The organism is Mycobacteroides sp. H001 (genome assembly GCF_001440005.1).
In the GTDB taxonomy this organism is placed as follows: Bacteria; Actinomycetota; Actinomycetes; order Mycobacteriales; family Mycobacteriaceae; genus Mycobacterium; species Mycobacterium gwanakae.
Genome location: NZ_LJYH01000032.1, coordinates 75,796 through 93,399, shown reverse-complemented (window position 1 = coordinate 93,399; position 17,604 = coordinate 75,796). Strand labels below are relative to the sequence as shown.

At 60.0% G+C, this 17,604-nt stretch carries 15 protein-coding genes; 3 read left to right on the top strand and 12 right to left on the bottom strand.

What is annotated here, in order from left to right; all coding sequences use genetic code 11:
* Positions 1-17: 17 nt before the first annotated feature.
* The 3 genes from AOT83_RS15005 to mtf2 form a co-directional block, all read right to left on the bottom strand.
* Positions 18-248 carry an MbtH family protein gene (locus tag AOT83_RS15005; RefSeq protein WP_005062145.1) on the bottom strand — a complete coding sequence of 77 codons (231 nt, stop codon included), beginning with the start codon at positions 246-248 and terminating at the stop codon, positions 18-20.
* 935 nt (positions 249-1,183) lie between these two features.
* Positions 1,184-1,429, bottom strand: a complete 246-nt coding sequence (locus tag AOT83_RS15000; protein ID WP_030096380.1) for a hypothetical protein — start codon at positions 1,427-1,429, stop codon at positions 1,184-1,186.
* A 61-nt stretch (positions 1,430-1,490) separates the two neighbouring features.
* The gene (gene mtf2, locus AOT83_RS14995) at positions 1,491-2,270 is read right to left on the bottom strand and encodes a fatty-acid O-methyltransferase Mtf2 (protein WP_030096379.1); all 780 of its coding nucleotides are present in this window, start codon (positions 2,268-2,270) and stop codon (positions 1,491-1,493) included.
* A 180-nt stretch (positions 2,271-2,450) separates the two neighbouring features.
* Between mtf2 and AOT83_RS14990 the strand changes: the two genes are divergently transcribed.
* The gene (locus tag AOT83_RS14990; protein ID WP_057964364.1) at positions 2,451-3,710 is read left to right on the top strand and encodes a glycosyltransferase; all 1,260 of its coding nucleotides are present in this window, start codon (positions 2,451-2,453) and stop codon (positions 3,708-3,710) included.
* 3 nt (positions 3,711-3,713) lie between these two features.
* On the opposite strand, the gene AOT83_RS14985 is transcribed toward AOT83_RS14990, so the two are convergent.
* From AOT83_RS14985 to AOT83_RS14950, 8 genes are all read right to left on the bottom strand, one after another.
* The gene (locus tag AOT83_RS14985) at positions 3,714-4,502 is read right to left on the bottom strand and encodes a TylF/MycF/NovP-related O-methyltransferase (RefSeq protein ID WP_030096377.1); all 789 of its coding nucleotides are present in this window, start codon (positions 4,500-4,502) and stop codon (positions 3,714-3,716) included.
* Positions 4,503-4,616: 114 nt separating this feature from the next.
* Positions 4,617-5,741, bottom strand: coding sequence for an acyltransferase (locus AOT83_RS14980; RefSeq protein ID WP_057964382.1), 1,125 nt, complete (start codon positions 5,739-5,741; stop codon positions 4,617-4,619).
* Entirely contained in the window at positions 5,738-7,006 is a 1,269-nt protein-coding gene (locus AOT83_RS14975; protein WP_030096375.1) for a glycosyltransferase, read from the bottom strand. Before AOT83_RS14975 ends, AOT83_RS14980 begins: the two co-directional genes overlap by 4 nt.
* A gap of 49 nt (positions 7,007-7,055) precedes the next feature.
* A complete protein-coding gene (locus AOT83_RS14970; RefSeq protein WP_030096374.1) occupies positions 7,056-7,856 on the bottom strand; it encodes a TylF/MycF/NovP-related O-methyltransferase in 801 nt (266 codons plus the stop codon).
* Positions 7,857-8,075: 219 nt separating this feature from the next.
* Entirely contained in the window at positions 8,076-8,810 is a 735-nt protein-coding gene (locus AOT83_RS14965; RefSeq protein ID WP_030096373.1) for a class I SAM-dependent methyltransferase, read from the bottom strand.
* 190 nt (positions 8,811-9,000) lie between these two features.
* Positions 9,001-10,128, bottom strand: a complete 1,128-nt coding sequence (locus AOT83_RS14960) for an acyltransferase (protein WP_057964363.1) — start codon at positions 10,126-10,128, stop codon at positions 9,001-9,003.
* 164 nt (positions 10,129-10,292) lie between these two features.
* On the bottom strand, positions 10,293-11,366 hold the full coding sequence (locus AOT83_RS14955; RefSeq protein ID WP_057964381.1) for an NAD-dependent epimerase/dehydratase family protein: 1,074 nt from the start codon (positions 11,364-11,366) through the stop codon (positions 10,293-10,295).
* 140 nt (positions 11,367-11,506) lie between these two features.
* Positions 11,507-12,766, bottom strand: a complete 1,260-nt coding sequence (locus AOT83_RS14950) for a glycosyltransferase (RefSeq protein ID WP_057964362.1) — start codon at positions 12,764-12,766, stop codon at positions 11,507-11,509.
* A gap of 464 nt (positions 12,767-13,230) precedes the next feature.
* On the opposite strand from AOT83_RS14950, the gene rfbA reads away from it, so the two are divergent.
* Positions 13,231-14,097 carry a glucose-1-phosphate thymidylyltransferase RfbA gene (rfbA, locus tag AOT83_RS14945; protein ID WP_030096369.1) on the top strand — a complete coding sequence of 289 codons (867 nt, stop codon included), beginning with the start codon at positions 13,231-13,233 and terminating at the stop codon, positions 14,095-14,097.
* Positions 14,098-14,232: 135 nt separating this feature from the next.
* Positions 14,233-14,571, top strand: a complete 339-nt coding sequence (locus tag AOT83_RS14940) for a hemophore-related protein (RefSeq protein WP_030096368.1) — start codon at positions 14,233-14,235, stop codon at positions 14,569-14,571.
* 95 nt (positions 14,572-14,666) lie between these two features.
* Here the strand turns inward: AOT83_RS14940 and AOT83_RS14935 are convergent, their stop codons facing one another.
* Entirely contained in the window at positions 14,667-17,600 is a 2,934-nt protein-coding gene (locus tag AOT83_RS14935; RefSeq protein ID WP_030096367.1) for an RND family transporter, read from the bottom strand.
* Positions 17,601-17,604 lie beyond the last annotated feature (4 nt).

The window sequence follows — 17,604 nt, the reverse complement described above, 5'->3', positions numbered from 1 at the left end:
ACCCCCTCTCCGAAGGTTCAGCGCCCAAGACCCCCACCCTGCGCCAATCTCTCGCGCAGGCTCTTCGGCCGGATATCGGTCCAGTTTTGTTCGATGTACTCCAGGCAGGCGGCACGGTCCGCTTCACCAAATACAACCCGCCAGCCATCAGGCACATCGGCGAAAGCCGGCCATAGGCTGTGCTGCTCCTCGTCGTTGACCAAGACGAAAAAGCTTCCCTTGTCATCATCGAATGGATTGATGCTCACGCTTTCTCCAGGTTGCTTCGGTGGACATCGCAAACATACGGCTGAATTTATAGCGGCGTAGCGGGTTTCACAAAGTTCTAATCTTCGCAACTTTGACACATCGTTGCTTACTACCGCAACTAATTAGCCACAATATCGGTATGAATGTATTTATCCAGGTCAAGTATGGTTAGATAGATCTCTAGTTGTTGCGATGAACGCGCATATGAGTATACCAAGTCTGAGCACGCCACGTGAGGCGAGCGCAGGGCCGTCGGCGAGAGCAATCAAGTGACCACCGGTTCGCCTATCGTCCAGCAAAGTATGATACTAGAACTGGAGACGCACGTTACCTAATATTCGGGCTTGCTGCGCATCTTAATCAAGTAACTTGAAGAAGTAGCCCACAGCTCAATATTTGGATGTTTTTCGAGTTCAGGTAACAGGTCGGGCCATTCCGTTACATTGCGCGCCGCGCCGAGAGTGTTACAACCTGGGGCGTATCGAATGAACTCGCCGCGACCTGAATTCTGATTCAGCCGAGAACTGATGGGGCAGAAGCCGCCCTAGCAACAGAATGTGACGGAGTATCGGGTACCTGGAAGTAAATGTGGTGACAAACCACTACGAATTAAGTTCTCGTCTATAAGAAATACCGAAGATATCCATGGCGGTTTGGCCACCTCAGCGGCTCCAGTCGATGCTGCAACAAATTCCACGAAAAACATTGTTATGCGCGCATCGCCAGAAATATCCTGTGGCCACGTAGATCGTCCATACCCGCACCGATTACACCGAGCACAGCATCCTCACAGCGTTCCTCGTCGCACATCGCCAAAAGTGTGCGGAAGCCGCCCGCGAGACCGCTTTGACCAACGCTGAGAGCGCCCGAGAAGACGATATTTTCATGCGGAACACGAAGCCCCGGCCCATGGCGAGCCCGCTACCGAAATAGTTCAGTCGTCGAGGTGCTCGGGACGGGCTTGCGTTCCCTCGATGGGCGACGATCCGGCTGGCATCAGCATGACAAACACCGGTAGTCGCACCACGGCACCGTTGAGGATCGGCAGCCGGATCGCGACGGAAACGACCTCCAGCTCCAGACGCTTACCCCGCCGAGTCTCCATCTCCAAGCGCCCGGGTAACTGCCTGGGCGTCGCGAGCCAGTCCAGACCGCGCTCTATCGACTCGACGACGTTCATGCTTTGACTATACCCACTCGACGATGAAAATCCTTGTCGGAAGACGAATCTGCCGCAAGGCCTACGCCTTGGTGAAGCTGTACATCCGATACTCCACCGCTCCCCCGCTCCGTAGGTCCTCGTAAGCACGCTGAGCCGGCGCAAACCTGCGAACCAACCCGCGCAAGAGTCTGGGTGTAGCGCGATCGATCACGTACCGCCAGCGCTCCAGGTTCTTCTCCATCCCGCGCCGGACCTCGACATTGATCCCCCGCTCGGACACCATCCGTAGCGGCGCATTCGCGAGCGCCACCTTCCACCCAGCGACATCCTGAGCGCTGCGCGCATCTGCGTAGAGAAAATGTCCGCCCGGACGAAGCACACGCGCCACCTCGGTGAGAAACACCGGAAATTGGGGATACAGGTGCGATGACTCGATATTGATCACCGCATCGAAGGACTGATCGGTGAATGGCAGGTTCTGCGCATCTCCGTGCGTGAACTCCAGGCCCGGAAGATTGTGCCGTTTGCGACAGAACTCGATCCCGTCCGGATTGAGATCCAGCCCCGTGTAGGACGTCGGATGCAATGTGCGTACGAGGTAGGAAGCTCCGCCGCCGTGGCCACAACCGACCTCCAGCACCCGCCTACCGTCGAGCTCCGTCTGGGTAGCGGTGCTGTGGTAGAGCTGAATGGAATACCGATCGGGCTCATCGGAAGCCGACAACGGGACATCCATCGCCGGATCCTCTTCGTAGCCGTAATTGAGGAACACGACGTTCTCTGTTTCGAGCTTACGGGTGGCATGCCGGTAGATGAACTTCTGCACCGCCTGAGTGAACTGAGCGTTCAGCTTGAAGATGACCCAATCTCGCGACTTCCGAACCGGATGACTGCGCACCATAGACGAATTATGGCAGAGTTCTGAGTTTCAGGCTGGCTTATCGAACTCCGAACTGCCTTGCGACAGTTGGAGAACCAGAGATAATGACGCAGTTATTCGGTCCACCAACGCGACAACGACTGAAGGGCCAGGAACGGAATGAAGTTTGCGCTGGCGTGCTACGGCACTCGCGGCGACGTCGAGCCCTCCGTCAGCGTCGGATGCGAGCTGACCCGACGAGGACACGACGTCTGCGTGGCTGTCCCCCCGGACCTCGTCACCTTCGCGGAGTCGGCTGGACTGGCCGCGGTTCCCTATGGCCCGGAACTACAGGATTTCCTACAGGACGAGTTCCTCCGGAATTTCTGGACTCAGTTGGTACGCAACCCCGTCGGTACGCTGCGTGAGCTTTGGGCGCCGATTGCCCGTTACTGGAGTGACACCAGCGCGACGCTCGCCTCGGTGACAGACGGGGCTGATCTGTTGTCGACAGGACTCAACTTCGAGCAATCGGCTGCCAACGTGGCCGAGTATTTCGACATCCCCCTGATGATGCTGCACCACTTCCCGATGCGACCCAACGGTCAACTGCTTCCGATGCTTCCGGCACCGCTCGTACGATCGGGCGGAATGCTCTCCGAGTGGCTGCTGTGGCGCGCCACGAAGGACGCCGAGGACACGCAGCGACGCGAGCTCGGCCTACCCGAGGCCACCGGACCCTCGCCGCGGCGGATCGCCCGCAGCGCAGCCATCGAAATACAAGCCTATGACGCGATCTCCGTTCCCGGACTGGCTAATGAGTGGGCGAAATGGAATGGCAAGCGGCCTTTCGTCGGCGCCCTCACAATGGGGTTATCTACCGCCGCCGACCATGAGGTGGCGTCCTGGATCGCCGCAGGGAAACCGCCGATCTGCTTCGCCACCGGCAGCATTCCGCTCGAATCACCGGCCGGCACCATCGAGATGATTAGTTCTGCGTGTGCGGAACTGGGTGAGCGGGCGCTTGTCTGCGCCGGCGGTACCGATTTCGGTGACATCGTCCAACCCGACCATGTCAAGGTCGTGGGCGCCGTCAACTACTCAGCGGTCTTCGCCGCCAGCCGAGCCGTTGTTCATCACGGAGGTTCGGGCACCACGGCCGCGAGTCTGCGAGCCGGTACCCCGACGCTGATCCTGTGGAGCACGGCCGATCAGCCGTACTGGGGAAACCAGCTCGGCAGGTTGAAAGTCGGTGCTGCTCGACGGTTCTCGGCGACCAATCGAAAAACACTGGTGGCCGATCTGCGTCGTATCCTGGCGCCCGAGTACGCGGCGGCCGCCCGAGAGTTGGCCACTCGGATGACCAGCCCTGAGGAAAGCGTCACCAAGGCCGCAGATCTCTTCGAGGCTGCCGCCCGCGGTAAAGCAAGTAAGAAATGACCCTTACTGCGGTGGTTTGATAATCAGACCCTGGCCGGTCGGCAAGGCCACGATGTATACGCCCAAATCGCGCGCCACCTCATCCATGGCAATACGCTGTTCGTCGCGACCGCGATTCGCGTAGTCGTCCAGGAGCACAAATGCTCCTGGTGAAAGTCGCGGCCAGAAGTATCGCAGTGTCGCGACTTCGGGTGGTGCGCAGTTCATGTCGATATGCAGGAACGCCACCGCATCGGCGTGGACTTCCTCAAGCGTTTCGGGAACTGCTCCAGCGATGACGCGCTGGTTCTTCCACTGCGCAAAGTTCGCCTTGACGCTGTCCACGGAGCTCACGTACATGCCATTGCGTACGAGTTCCTCGCTCTTCTCGAGCGCCCCCGAGTCGCGTTCACCCGCGCTGACGAAGCGCGGGTCGAGTCCGGCGAAGGTGTCGAGGAGATAAAAGGTCTTCCCCAGTCGATCCCAATCGAGGTACTCCATGATGGCGCTACTCAAAAAGCCGTAGCTGACGCCACATTCGACGAAGTCACCCTTCACCTTGCTCGCACTGGCAGCCGCCCACAGCCCGACATGTACGCGCCAATGCCACTGATACCAGTCGGTACCACCGAGCGCGCGGACACCGCGCTGGTATGCACGCTGGAACGCCGGGTCATCGAGGAATGCGTGATTGTTGAAACAAATCAGCGCATCGTTCGAATAGACGTTGGGCAGGAGCGTGCGCGCAAGCCAATATTCCTTGCGAACCGCCCACAGCCAAATACGGGTACGGAGCGTTAGCTCATCTGCCACAGCGGAAACGATAGCATCCGCCGTCAGGTTGGAGATGAGAAAAGCGCGTGGCGAATCGATTCAACCACGTCGAATAGCTATGGCTCACAAGCTGATCGATGCCATATCCGGCCCTCACACCGCATCACGCTCCACCGGCGCCGCTGACGCGGTGTCTACCTCTGCGGGACGTTTTCGGTTCAGTCGAGACTTCAGCGAGATCGCTTGCTTTTCCACCACGAACCAACTGAAGGCCGCTAGCGGCACGGTGGCCGCCGTGGCAATAGCGAAGAACAGCAACAGATTCAGACTACCCAGTCCCATGACGACCAGTAGCTGTTGCACGGGATAGGCATAGATGTACGTACCGTAGGACAGGTCGTTGCGCAGGTTCAGTCGTGGATTGTGGATGAGCGAGCCCGACACTATGACCGCATACGCCAACGGCAAAGCCGCGATATCCCGATAGTTCTCCAACAGTCCGGAAGCCAGCACGATCACGACGCTCACCGCAACGAGCGACCAGCGCGCGGGAATGACGTCTTTGTACTGGTTCAGCAGGGCTCCTGCCGCGAACATGACAGCGAACCGTGCCACCATCTGCGCGATAGAAGTCGCCGCGAAGACCGGGTACGAGAGATACGCCGTGGCACAAAGGAATAGCACGAAGGCCGCGGGAACAACCCATCGCCGCTTCAGGAGTCCGACGACGCCCAGCACTGCCACCGCGATGTAGCAGATCATCTCGAAGACAAGCGTCCAGATTGACCCGTTCCACACGCCCGGCCATGGGACACCGCGCGGGGTGCCATCGACACCGGCGTAGTACACGTTCAGCAGACCATTGTTGATGACGTACTCGACCGGCTTGTGCGACGAGAACAACGCCGAGACCGAGCCGCCCTGGATGAGGACACTGATGGGGGCTATGACGAACGCGATGATCAGTAGACACACCCACAGCCCCGGGAAGATGCGAAGGCCACGGGCAATCGCGAAGTCACGAAGCTTGGGTTTGCGCAGCCAACTCGCGGTGATGAGAAAGCCCGATATCGCAAAGAAACCGTCGACGCCGACCTGCTCGATGAGTTGCTCGAATGGGCGATAGGTGATCGTTCGACCGGTCAGCGGCCAGGAGTGCCAGAAGATGACGCTGACCGCCAGGATCAACCGCCATGCGTTGAGCGCATTGTTTCTCGGGTCGAATACCTGGCCGAGCGTCGGGTTTCTCGCTGGCCTCGGCCCCTCCGGCCCACTCACGCGGAACACCTTGAGCGAGCGAACTGCTCCATGGCATCAGCGGCGGCCTCCGCGCTCTCACCCGGTTTGGTCATTCCGTTGGCGAGCTCGCGAGCCCGGTCAACGTAGTCCGGTGCAAGAATCTGGCGCAGATCCGCAATCAGAGATTCTCGCGTGGTGGTCGAAAAACGCCGCGTGGTACCCACTTTCAGCTTCTTTATCTGTCCACCCCAAAGCGTCTGATTGGCATCCATCGACAAGATCAACGTGGGGACCCCGGCGCGCAGGCTTGCCGCGGTGGTGCCGGACCCCCCGTGATGCACGACCGCCCGGCAGGCCGGAAAGACCGTCGCATAGTTGACTGCTCCCACGACCTTCACGTGGTCGGGAAGCTGCGCATCGCTGAAGTCTGTCCATCCCGCGCCTATCAAGGCCCGCTCTCCCAGCTCCGCACACGCCGAGCCGATCATCTCGAGTGCGGCAGTGGGGGATTCGACCGGCATACTGCCAAATCCGAAGAAGATTGGCGGCGTCCCGTCAGCGATCCATGAGGCGACGTCACCGTCGGCCTCGGCGGTCAACGCCATGGTCAGCGAGCCGACAAACGGCCGCAAGCCATCCCATTCCTTCCACTCCTCGGCCAGGCCGGGAAAACAGACCTCGTCATAGCCCTGGATCTCCAGGGAGCCGCGCTCGGCGATCCGCTGCGGCGACGGCCGTGAGGCCTTGGGTAGGCGGAGCTCACGCCGCTGCGTGTCCTCAACCTTCTTATTCAGGCGCCAAGCAAACCAGTCGAACGCTGTCATCGCCGCACGCCCCAACCGGGACGGCAGGATGGTGACAAGCTGACCGTTCGGCCGCATCGGGATGTGATGAAGTGTGACCAATGGAATGTCATGGTATTCAGCGACATTCGCAGCGGGTTCCTGGTAGCTCTGGCCCGCGAACAACACATCGGCATCCTGGGCCGCGGACATCAGCGTGGTGTTCATCTGCGCCCAGCATTCGTCGCTGAGCTCCCACATCTGACGCCACATCGTCCGAATCTCCCCCACCTTCCAGAAGGTGTGGAAGAAGAACGTCCAGAAATTGCGATAAACGTCCAGCCAGGTCTTCGTATCCAACCCGTAGGAAACGGTCTCCAGACCAGCCGACTCCGTGAAGCCGATCAGGTCCGGCGGCACAGCCATGACCACATCGTGTCCCCTGCGCTGTAACTCACGAGCCACGACAACAGAGGGCTCGACATCACCCCGGGTTCCGTAGCTCGCCAGCACAAACTTCATCGCCTCTAACGCCTTTCGGGTATCGCGGTTCAGCGGAGTCGGGCCGCCGTCATTCCTTACGCCAGAACACGCCTGTTCCGTCAATTTCCTTGATCTCGGCGGTTATCCCGTGCTTCGTGCGGTAATCGGTGACGGCCTGTTTGCACGAGTCGAGCGCATGGTAGTCGTCGATGATGCAAAAGCCTCCGGGAGACAAACGCTCGTAAAGCCCGTCGAGCGCCTGGATTGTGGATTCATAGAGGTCGCCATCAAGCCGCAATACAGCGATTTGTTGAATCGGGGCATCATGCAGCGTGTCTTTGAACCAGCCTGGAACAAATCGAACCTGGTCATCCAACAATCCATAGCGCTGGAAATTAGCCCTGACATTCTTTTCGGTCACCGCCAGGATCGGCGCCGCAAGGTGCAGCCTGTCGCCCTTGTCCGCCTTGTAATGCGCGGTATCCGGCGGAGGTACGCCCTCGAACGAATCGCAGAGCCACACGTTCCGCGTGGTGTCCCCATACGCGGCCAGAACCCCGCGCATCAGGATGGACGCACCACCGCGCCACACACCGCATTCGACCAGGTCGCCAGGCACATCATCGGCAAGCACCGTCTCGACGCACTGTTGCAGGCTGGTGAGTCGCTGCATACCGATCATTGTCAGCGCATCCGCCGGCCAATCCAGGCCCAAGTCACGCTTGTGCGCGTCGAACGGACGCTTGCGCACAAGCACGTAGTCGCCAAATTTGAAAAAGGGGCGGTGCAGCCAGTTCCAACCCACTGGCACAAGTTCATCAACTCCGTATCGGGTGAGGTCCTGTCGAAGCAGGCCCAGATAAGCGGATCGAGTGTCGTAATCGGTCACGGTCAAGAACTGCCCCTATCTCGAAATGCTGGTGTCCCGTCCCAGCGCTAACAATAGCCGTCTGTGCGACTCCGTCGACACGTTTCGGACCGGGCTACTCCCCTTGCAGGGGCTGCATTTTCAGCAGAATCTGTCAAGAATTCTTGTGAACGAATGTCGCCAAATATCTGCGGCACGCTGGCGATCGGAGATCCTGCCACCCTTCATTAATATTCAGCCTCATCGGAACACAGCACGGGGTAGCCGCTTCGACTCTTCTGCGCGATGAATCACGACTACGGAGTCGAACACCTCGATCCGGTCGATGATGGTGGCCGCGAACGGCACCTCGACTGTCTCAAGCCGCTTGGGATGGTCCTCCATGATCTGGTAGACCGAGCTCATCTCCATATAATGAGCGTGCATAGCGTCCATCAGCCATTTGGTGAAATCGATGAACGATTGGCGCTGGTCACGATAGATCGTCCAGTAGTTCGCGCAGACGTCCTCCACGATGTAGACCCCGCCGGGCCGCAGACGCGGAAATAGATACCTGAACGACCCGATCATCTGTTTCGGGGTGTGGCCACCATCATCGAGGACGGCGTCGAATGGGCCGAACTCCTCGACCACCGTACCGAGAAAGTGCGGATCGGTCTGGTCACCGATCCGCACGTGGATACCGCGCCCCGGGTCGTCGTGCTGCGCAGACTTGGGGCTGATGTCCAGACCCACAATGGTGGCCTGAGGCAGGTGTTCCCGCCACATCTGTAGGGATCCGCCCCGATCCACGCCGATCTCGAGCATTCGCTCGATCCCCGTGAGCGCACGCTGGTAGATGGGCAGGTAATGACGCAGCTTATGGACGTTGTCGGTGTTCTCGAAGATCCTCCCGATGGGGGTTTCCGCCGGTGCCGAGGTGTCGGCCCGCATCGAGACCGTCCTGGCCAGGTCCGGCCCCAGCGCACCGAGCATTCGACGGCGGGACCCGTACGGATAACGCCGCGCAATGAACGGAGGTTTGCGCTGCAGTGCCAGACGGAAGAGTGGCATGATCACGAGATCCTTTGCTGTCCTTTGATGTTCGAAGAACATCGCCCATTCTCAGAATCCCGAAATGCCATGCGATTCAGCCTACCGACATATCCATGGCGACACCTGTGCGCTAACTGTCCTCGCGCGGTGATAGAGCCCGTTCTCGCGGCGCGAGGCTATCCGAATCCGCGGGCCCCGCACGCGTCGCCGCCTGATCGGCATGCTTGCGTTTGAGGCGCGACTTGAGCGCGAGGGCACGCTTCTCGACCAGGAACCAACTGAATGCGGCGGGCACCAACGTCGCACCCGCCGAAACAATAAAGAAAACAAACGGATTCAGGCTGGCGAGGCCTGCGACAGCTAAGAACTGCTGCGTCGGCGAGGCATAGATATAGACACCGTATGACAGGTCCGTCTGGATATTCATGCGCTTGTTCTTGATCAGCACACCCGAAACGACGACGGCGTAAGCAAGCGGAAGAGCACCGATGACGCGGTAGTCGGGCAACATGCCCGACGCCAGCACAATCACCACGCTCACCGAAACAAGCGACCACCGGGCCGGAATCACATCTCGCCACTGATACAGCAGTGCGCCGGCGGAAAACATGATGGCACTGCGCACCGCGAGCTGCGGAATTGTCCATAGCCCAGGGAAGGTCAGCGGCGGCAGGAGAATCGCCGCAATCGTTGCCAATATCAGTATCACCGGTGCGGTCCAGCGACGGCTGGCGAGCCCGAGCAGCCCCAGCCCCGCTACGGCGATGTAGCACATCACTTCGAATACGAGCGACCACAGGGACGCGTTCCAGATTCCCGGATACGGGATATCGCGCGGCGTCCCACCCACGTCGAACTGGAGCTGAATCAGCGCGCTGTTCTTCAACATGTACTCGATCGGCGCACTGGAGAACAGCAGCCTCGCGGCCGATCCGCCCTGGATCGCAACACTGAGCGGAGCGATGACAAACGCCGTTACCGCCAGTACCACGTAGTACCCGGGCAGGATGCGCAGGGCTCGCGCGATGAAGTAGTCGCGCGAGCTGGGATTACGGAGCCAACTAGCAGTGATCAGAAATCCCGAAAGAGCAAAGAATCCGTCAACTCCTACCGAAAACAGCAGTTGAAGTATCGCCTTGGATTCCACCACGTGACCCGTAAGCGGAAACGAGTGAAAAAGGATCACCTCTGTCGCCAAGGCGAGCCGACATGCGTTCAGCGCGTTGTTTCGCGGATCGAATACAGAACCGAGCTTCATGCGCCTCCACCACTCTTCGCCGGAAGCGTCATCGTATCGTCATCTCAGTTCGAGATCAGGCTTTCCGGTGTTTCCACATGTAGTTGGAAAACATTGTCACAACTGATGATTCATATTCGCGACAGGGTTTCTCGCCACCAGACCACAGTGGGGCGGCGATGCGCTCAAAAGCGATTCGGGCAGTCCTTGTCGATCCATTCCAGAAGTGCGTGCAGGCCATCCTCGAGCGTCCACTTCGGGCTCCACGCGAGCTGCTCGATTGCCGGCTCGACGTCACAGCTCGCGGCACGCACATCGCCGTCGCGAAACTTCCCGACAACGGTGGGTTCGGGCGCCGCACAGATGTCCGCAACCTTACGAGCCAACTCATGAATGGTTGTCGCAGTGCCAGAACCGATGTCGAGAGTGCGTCGCTCAACTGCGGGTGTGTGTACCGCGGCAAAGAGCGCATCGACAACATCGTCGATAAAGACGAAATCGCGAACTATCCGTCCATCCTCGTACACCTCCAAGGACTGCTTCTCGCGTGCCAGACGCGCGAAGAGCGTGACGATTCCGGTGTACGAGTTGGTGAGTGACTGACCGGGCCCATACACATTCTGCAGACGCAGAACGCTGAGGTTGGTGTCATGGGCGGCCGCCCAGGAAGCCAACAGATGCTCTTGGGCAAGTTTCGTACCCGCATAGATATTGGTAGGCCGGGGCTCGGTCCTACTGGCGCAGCTGGCGAGCGGTTCCGAAGGCTCACCGGTGGGACCCTTCGGATCCCACTGGCCGGCAAGTAGCTGGGCATGGCTGCGCGGGCGTGGGTAGAAGACTTCCGCACCGGACTGCCAGGCACCTTCGCCGTACACCGCGCGCGACGATGCGAGTACCAGCTGGTCGGGCACAAACGCCGCACGGCTCAGCGCATCAAGGAGTTGGGTGGTACCCACCACATTGACCGAGCCGTGACGCGTCGCTTCCGAAAGCGACTGCGCGGTACCCGTCTCCGCAGCCAAATGGACAACCTGCGAGGGTTCAAACAACCGCAGCACGGCATCCCAGTCGGGGGCATGGGTCACGTCGCCCGTGAACAGCCGCACCGATGGCGGAAGGTCGATGTCCCGGCCCCTGGCATGCACCTGAGGATGTAGGACGTCCATCACCGCGACGTCGTATCCCGCCTGCACGAGGCGGTTGGATAGCGCGGATCCAATGAATCCCGCTCCACCAGAAATGAGTACAGATGTCGACAAAGCCGATTCCTCCCGTTCTTTACGGACCAGCCAGGTAACCGGCACGCACCGGTAATGCGTTCCGGGTCAATGATATCGATGGTCCAGATGACATCGCGCGGGGTTCTTCCCGCATGGACTGCCGCGCTACGACAACTGACCTAAACACGAGCAGCCCGCTCCTCCAAAAGGTCGGCTGCCTTGCCCACACTCTCGTACGGCTTGGACATGTGGGGAGCGATCTCCCGAGCCCGAACCGCATAGTCGGGGCTGAGGATCTCCCGCAGGTCCGAGACCAAGGTGTCCCGGGAAGTGGTCGAAAAGCGCCGAGAGGCACCCACTTTCATGCGCTTGAGCTGATTTCCCCAGAATGGCTGATCACCGACGGTCCACAGGATCAAGGTAGGCACTCCGGCGCGCAGGCTCGCGGCCGTGGTGCCCGACCCACCGTGGTGAACAATCGCCCGACTCACCGGAAAGACTGCCGCATAGTTCACCACGCCGACCACCTTGACGTGCTCGGGTGGACGTACGTCGCTGAAGTCAGTGGCGCCGGCGCACACCAACGCACGCTCCCCCAATTCCGCGCACGCTGAACCGATCATCTCGACGGTCTCCGCCGGAGATTCCACCGGAATGCTTCCCGAAGCGAAACAGATAGGCGGTGGACCGGCGGCAATCCAGGACATGACCTCGTCATCGGCCGCAGTGGTCAATTCCATGGTCAGTGCCCCCACGAAAGGCCTTCGCTCGCCGTACTTCGCCCACTCATCTGCCAGCCCGCGGAAGCAAATACGGTCGTAGGCCTGGATTTCCAGTGAGCCACGCTGCCCGATCCGCCGCGGCGAAGGGCTTGTCGCCTTCGGTAAACCCAGCTCGCGTCGTTGCGCATCCTCCGCCCTCTTGGTCACACGCCAGGTCAACCAGTCGTAGGCGGTCATCGCTGTGCGGGTCACCGGCGGCGGCAGGACAGGAAAGAGCTGACCATTGGGGCGCCACGGCATGGTGTGTAGGGCAACCAGTGGGATTCCGTAGAACTCGGCAACATTGGCGGCCGGCTCCTCATAGCCCACACTGGTCGACAGCAGATCCGCCCCTTCGGCCACCGACACAAGGGCCTTACTCATTTCCGACCACTGTTCGGTTACCAGTTTCAGTGCCTGCTGACACAACGCAACCAAATCCTGAACCCTCCAGAAATGACGGGTCCACGACATCCACAGGTCACGATACTCATCAAGCTGGGGCCCCACCTGGACGCCATAGGGAACTGCCGAGAGCCCGACAGACTCGGCGAAGCCGATCAAGTCTGGCGGCACCGCCATGCGCACTTCGTGGCCTCTGCGCTGCAGTTCTCGTCCGACAGCAACGGCAGGTTCGATATCGCCGCGCGTGCCATAACTTGCCATGGCGAATTTCATGACGGTGTCGACCTCCCCGATATGTTAGGTACTCGCAGAATGGCCGTCGGTGTTGCCGGTCATTATTACCGATCTTGTGCTTCTCGGATAGCCTCACGAGGACAGGCATACATCCGTCTCCAAATTCCGGAACATCAATTCAGCTACAGCCGAAAGAATTCCGCTTCGCGGGTTGCCACACTAAAATCGCTATCGCACAGGAATGCGGCAATGCAATACCGGCCGGCCCAGGTTCGGCAGGTCGCACGATATGCATATACGGCTGCGGGCGCGCCGGAACCACCTTGACATACTTTGTCGCCACACACCGTTCACCAAAGCGGCCCGCATGCCCGCTGCCGGCGTTTGATTCCGTCGGCATTCCGCCTACATACGCGATAGGGTGGCCTACGGGTTGCGCCACGACAATGTACAAATTGTCCCCGCCGCAACCGAACTCGCATTGTCGTCGAGTAGGAGCACACATGCGCGGCATCATTCTCGCGGGCGGTTCGGGCACGCGCCTGCATCCGATAACGACGGGTGTCAGCAAGCAGCTGCTACCGGTGTACGACAAACCGCTGGTCTACTACCCGCTCTCCACGCTGATCATGGCCGGGGTCCGCGACATTCTGGTGATCACCACCCCCTCGGACGCCTCGGCATTCGAGCGACTCCTCGGAGACGGCTCGGCATTCGGCATCAACCTGACCTATGCGGTCCAGCCCAAGCCCGAGGGCCTGGCACAGGCGTTCGTGATCGGAGCCTCGCATATCGGCACCGACACGGCGATGCTCGCCCTGGGCGACAATGTCTTCTACGGGCCCGGCTTGGGCACGAGTTTGCGCCGGTTCGAGAACATCAGCGGTGGAGCCATTTTCGCGTACTGGGTGGCCAACCCGTCGGCATACGGTGTGGTCGAGTTCGATGCCTCGGGCGTCCCATTGTCCCTGGAAGAAAAGCCCGCGACGCCGAAATCCCACTATGCGGTGCCCGGTCTGTACTTCTATGACAACGACGTCATCGAGATCGCGCGCTCGCTGAAGAAGTCGGCTCGGGGTGAGTACGAGATCACCGAGGTCAACCAGACCTATCTGGACCAGGGACGTCTTTCTGTCGAAGTGCTCCCGCGTGGAACCGCGTGGCTGGATACGGGCACCTTCGATTCACTGCTGGACGCGAGCGACTACGTGCGCACCATCGAACGCCGACAGGGCCTGAAGATAGGCGTACCGGAAGAAATTGCGTGGCGCGCGGGTTTCATCAATGACGACCAGCTCGCTGCGCGTGCTCAGGAGCTGCTCAAGTCTGGATACGGAAGTTACCTACTTGAGCTCTTGCAGCGGAAATAACCCGATCCTCTGGTCGTCGGTAACGCAATGGACGGTGAGACGTATAAATAGTCATGGGTCTGAGAACACCCTGGGCCTTGAGTTTCATTGAATACGTAAAGTTGATGTGGTCGGTACGAGGAGGCAATTGAGAACATGAACAAAAAATCATTGACGAAGATTGCGGCGGTGGTAGGCGGTGCCACGCTGGCGTTGAGCGCCGGCGCAGGGCTCGCATCCGCCGACCCCGTTACAGACGAGATGGTGAATAGCACCTGTACGTACGATCAGGCGAACGCGGCACTACACGCGGAGAACCCCATGGCCGCGGAGTACTTCGACGCGTCGCCACCCAACCAGCAGTTCATGCGAGAGTTCCTCGGTGCGCCTAAAGACAAGCGGATCAGCATGATCAACCAGGTGAGGGGCAATCAGGGGATCGAGTACGTTATCCCCGTCTTCCAGCAGATGGTGCGCAGCTGCCACAAGTACTGAGTCTTCATACGCAAGGGCCGGGCCGAGGTGAACTCGCGCCCGGCCTTTTGTGTATGCGCCGCATCAAGCACAGAACCAGTTGAACGACAACGTGATTAGTCGCTGAATTTCGGCAGTTCCGTGGTCGGCTCGTCATCATCGAGGCGGCCCGGGGCGGGCGGCGCCGGGCGCGCACCCACCGGCGCAAGCAGCGCACTCGGCGGACGCAGCCGCACTCGCTGCGGCCACCAGAACCACCGACCCAGGAGAGCAGCGATTGCCGGCGTCATAAACGAGCGGACGATCAACGTATCGAACAACAGGCCCAGCCCGATCGTGGTTCCAATCTGACCGATGATCTGCAGATCACTGACCACCATCGAGGCCATGGTGGCCGCGAACACCAATCCGGCTGAGGTGACGACCTTTCCGGTGCCACCCATCGCGCGGATGATGCCCGTGTTCAGCCCCGCACCCAGCTCTTCTTTCATACGAGAGACCAGCAGCAGGTTGTAATCGGATCCGACCGCCAAAAGGATGATCACGGACATCGCCAGCACCATCCAGTGCAGATTGATGCCAAGGATGTACTGCCACAGCAGCACGGACATGCCAAAGGACGCACCCAAGGAGAGGGCCACCGTTCCGACGATCACCAAGGCCGCGATGAAGCTTCGGGTGGTGATGAGCATGATGATGAAAACCAGGCAGATCGCCGCGATGCCCGCGATCAACAGGTCGTACGTGGAGCCGTCTTTCCAGTCCTTTGCGGTCGACGCGGCGCCGGCCAGATAGATCTTGCCGCCCACCAGTGGCGTTCCCTTGAGAGCCTCTTCTGCCGCGTTCCGAATCTGCTCGATCCGCGTGATGCCCTCCGGCGACATCGGATCACCGTTATGAGAGATGATGAACCGCACCGTCTTTCCGTCCGGCGACAGGAACGAACTCATCGCGCGCTGGAAGTCCGGGTTCTTGAACACCTCTGGAGGCAGGAAGAACGAATCGTCGTTCTTAGAGGCGTCGAATGCCTGCCCCATGGCCATCACGTCATTGGTGGATTCGTCCATCGAAGCGAACTGCCCGGACATGGTGGCGTACATGGTGAGCACCGAGGTGCGCATGCTCTGCATGACCGAGATCATCTGAGGGAACTGGACAAGCAGCTGCGGCATGATGGCGTCCAGCTGATCCATGTCCCTGACCAGAACCATCAGCCCGTCATCGAGCGCGTCGACCGCGTCCATCGCATCGAAGATCGATCGAAGCGAGAAGCAGATCGGGATATCGAAACAGTGCTTCTCCCAATAGAAATAGTTGCGTATCGGCCGAAGGAAGTCATCGAACAGCGCGATGCTGCCCCGCAAGTCGTCGGTCAGCTGCTGCACCTCGTGGGTATGGCCCGTCATGCGGTGCGTGGTCTCGGACATCTGCTTCATCACGAGGTACGTGCGCTGCATCGTCGCGATCATCTTCGACATGTCGTCGGCCTGCTTTTGCATGTCGGCGATGCGTTTCTTCTGGAAACGGGTCGCCTGTACCTGGCCGGCGCTTTGCAAGCTGAGCAGGAAGGGCACCGACGTGTTGGCGATCGGAGTTCCCTCGGGCCGGGTGATCCCCTGCACCCGCGAGACTCCCCGCACCTTGAAAATGGCCTTCGCCACCTTGTTCAGCACCAGGAAGTCGGCCGGGTTCCGAAGGTCCCGATCGGTTTCAATCAACAACACATCGGGCGTCAGTCGCGACTCGGAGAAGTGACGTTGCGCGGCAGCGAATCCCTGATTGGCCGGGATATCCCCGGAGATGTACAGCCGGTCGTTGTAGCTCGTCTTGTATCCCGGCAGCGTGGACAACCCGACCAGTGCCACGGCCAGCGAGGCGACCAGGATCGGTGCGGGCCAGCGGACAATCGCCGTACCGAGCCCGCGCCACCGCTGAACCCGCAGCTTGCGCTTGGGTTCAAGCAGTCCGAATCGGCTGGCCACCGCAATCCCCGCGGGTACCAGGGTGACCGCGACCGCGACGGCCGTCAGCATTCCGATGGCACAGGGGATTCCCATGGTCTGGAAATAGGGCAGTCGCGTGAAATGTAGACACAGAATGGCTCCGGCGATGGTCAGCCCGGAAGCCAGGACGACGGGAGCCACACTGCGATATGTGGTGTAGTAGGCCGTTTCCCGGTCCTCACCGGCCTGGCGTGCCTCTTGATAACGACCGAAGAAGAAGATCCCGTAATCGGTGCCTGCGGCGATGCTCAAGAAGACCAGCATGTTGACGGCGAACGTCGACAACACGAAAACATCGTGGTAGCCCAGGAACGCCACAATGCCTCTGGCCGCAGCCAATTCGACACCCACCATGATCAGCAGCAGGATCACGGTGACAACAGAGCGATAGAGGATCAACAGCAGCGTGAAGATGATGACCACGGTGACCGCGGTGATCTTCAGAATCGATTTGTTGCCGGCATGCTGCATGTCCGAAGCGAGCGGCGCCGCACCGGCCACGTAGACCTTCACATCGGTGGGAGCCGAAGGCAGTGTCCGATTGACGATTTCGCGGATCGCGGCCACTGATTCGTCACCCATGGCGGTGCCCTGATTGCCGACGAGATTCAGCTGCACATATGCGGCCTTTTCATCGGGACTCTGCACACTCGACGATGTCAGCCGATCTCCCCATAGATCCTGCACGTGCTCTACGTGTTTGGGATCGTTACGCAGCTCGCGGATCAGTCCGGCGTAGTACGTATGCGCGTCCTCGCCGAGTGGGTCCTTCCCCTCGAGCACGATCATCGCGGAGCTGTCCGAATTCGATTCGTTGAAGTCCTTGCCCATGCGCATGATGGCCTTGACGGCCGGCGCATCTTGGGGCATCAGCGATACCGAACGCTCTTCTGCGACGTTCTCCAATGCCGGAATCGCCTTGGTCAAGTCCCAATTGACCGATGCCAGCGTCGTATACAGAATCAGCGCCAGCCAGCCCAGGATGATCAGGGGCGACAGGTTTCGTATGGTCCGCGCGATGAACGGGCGCGACTTCTCGGTACTCATGCGC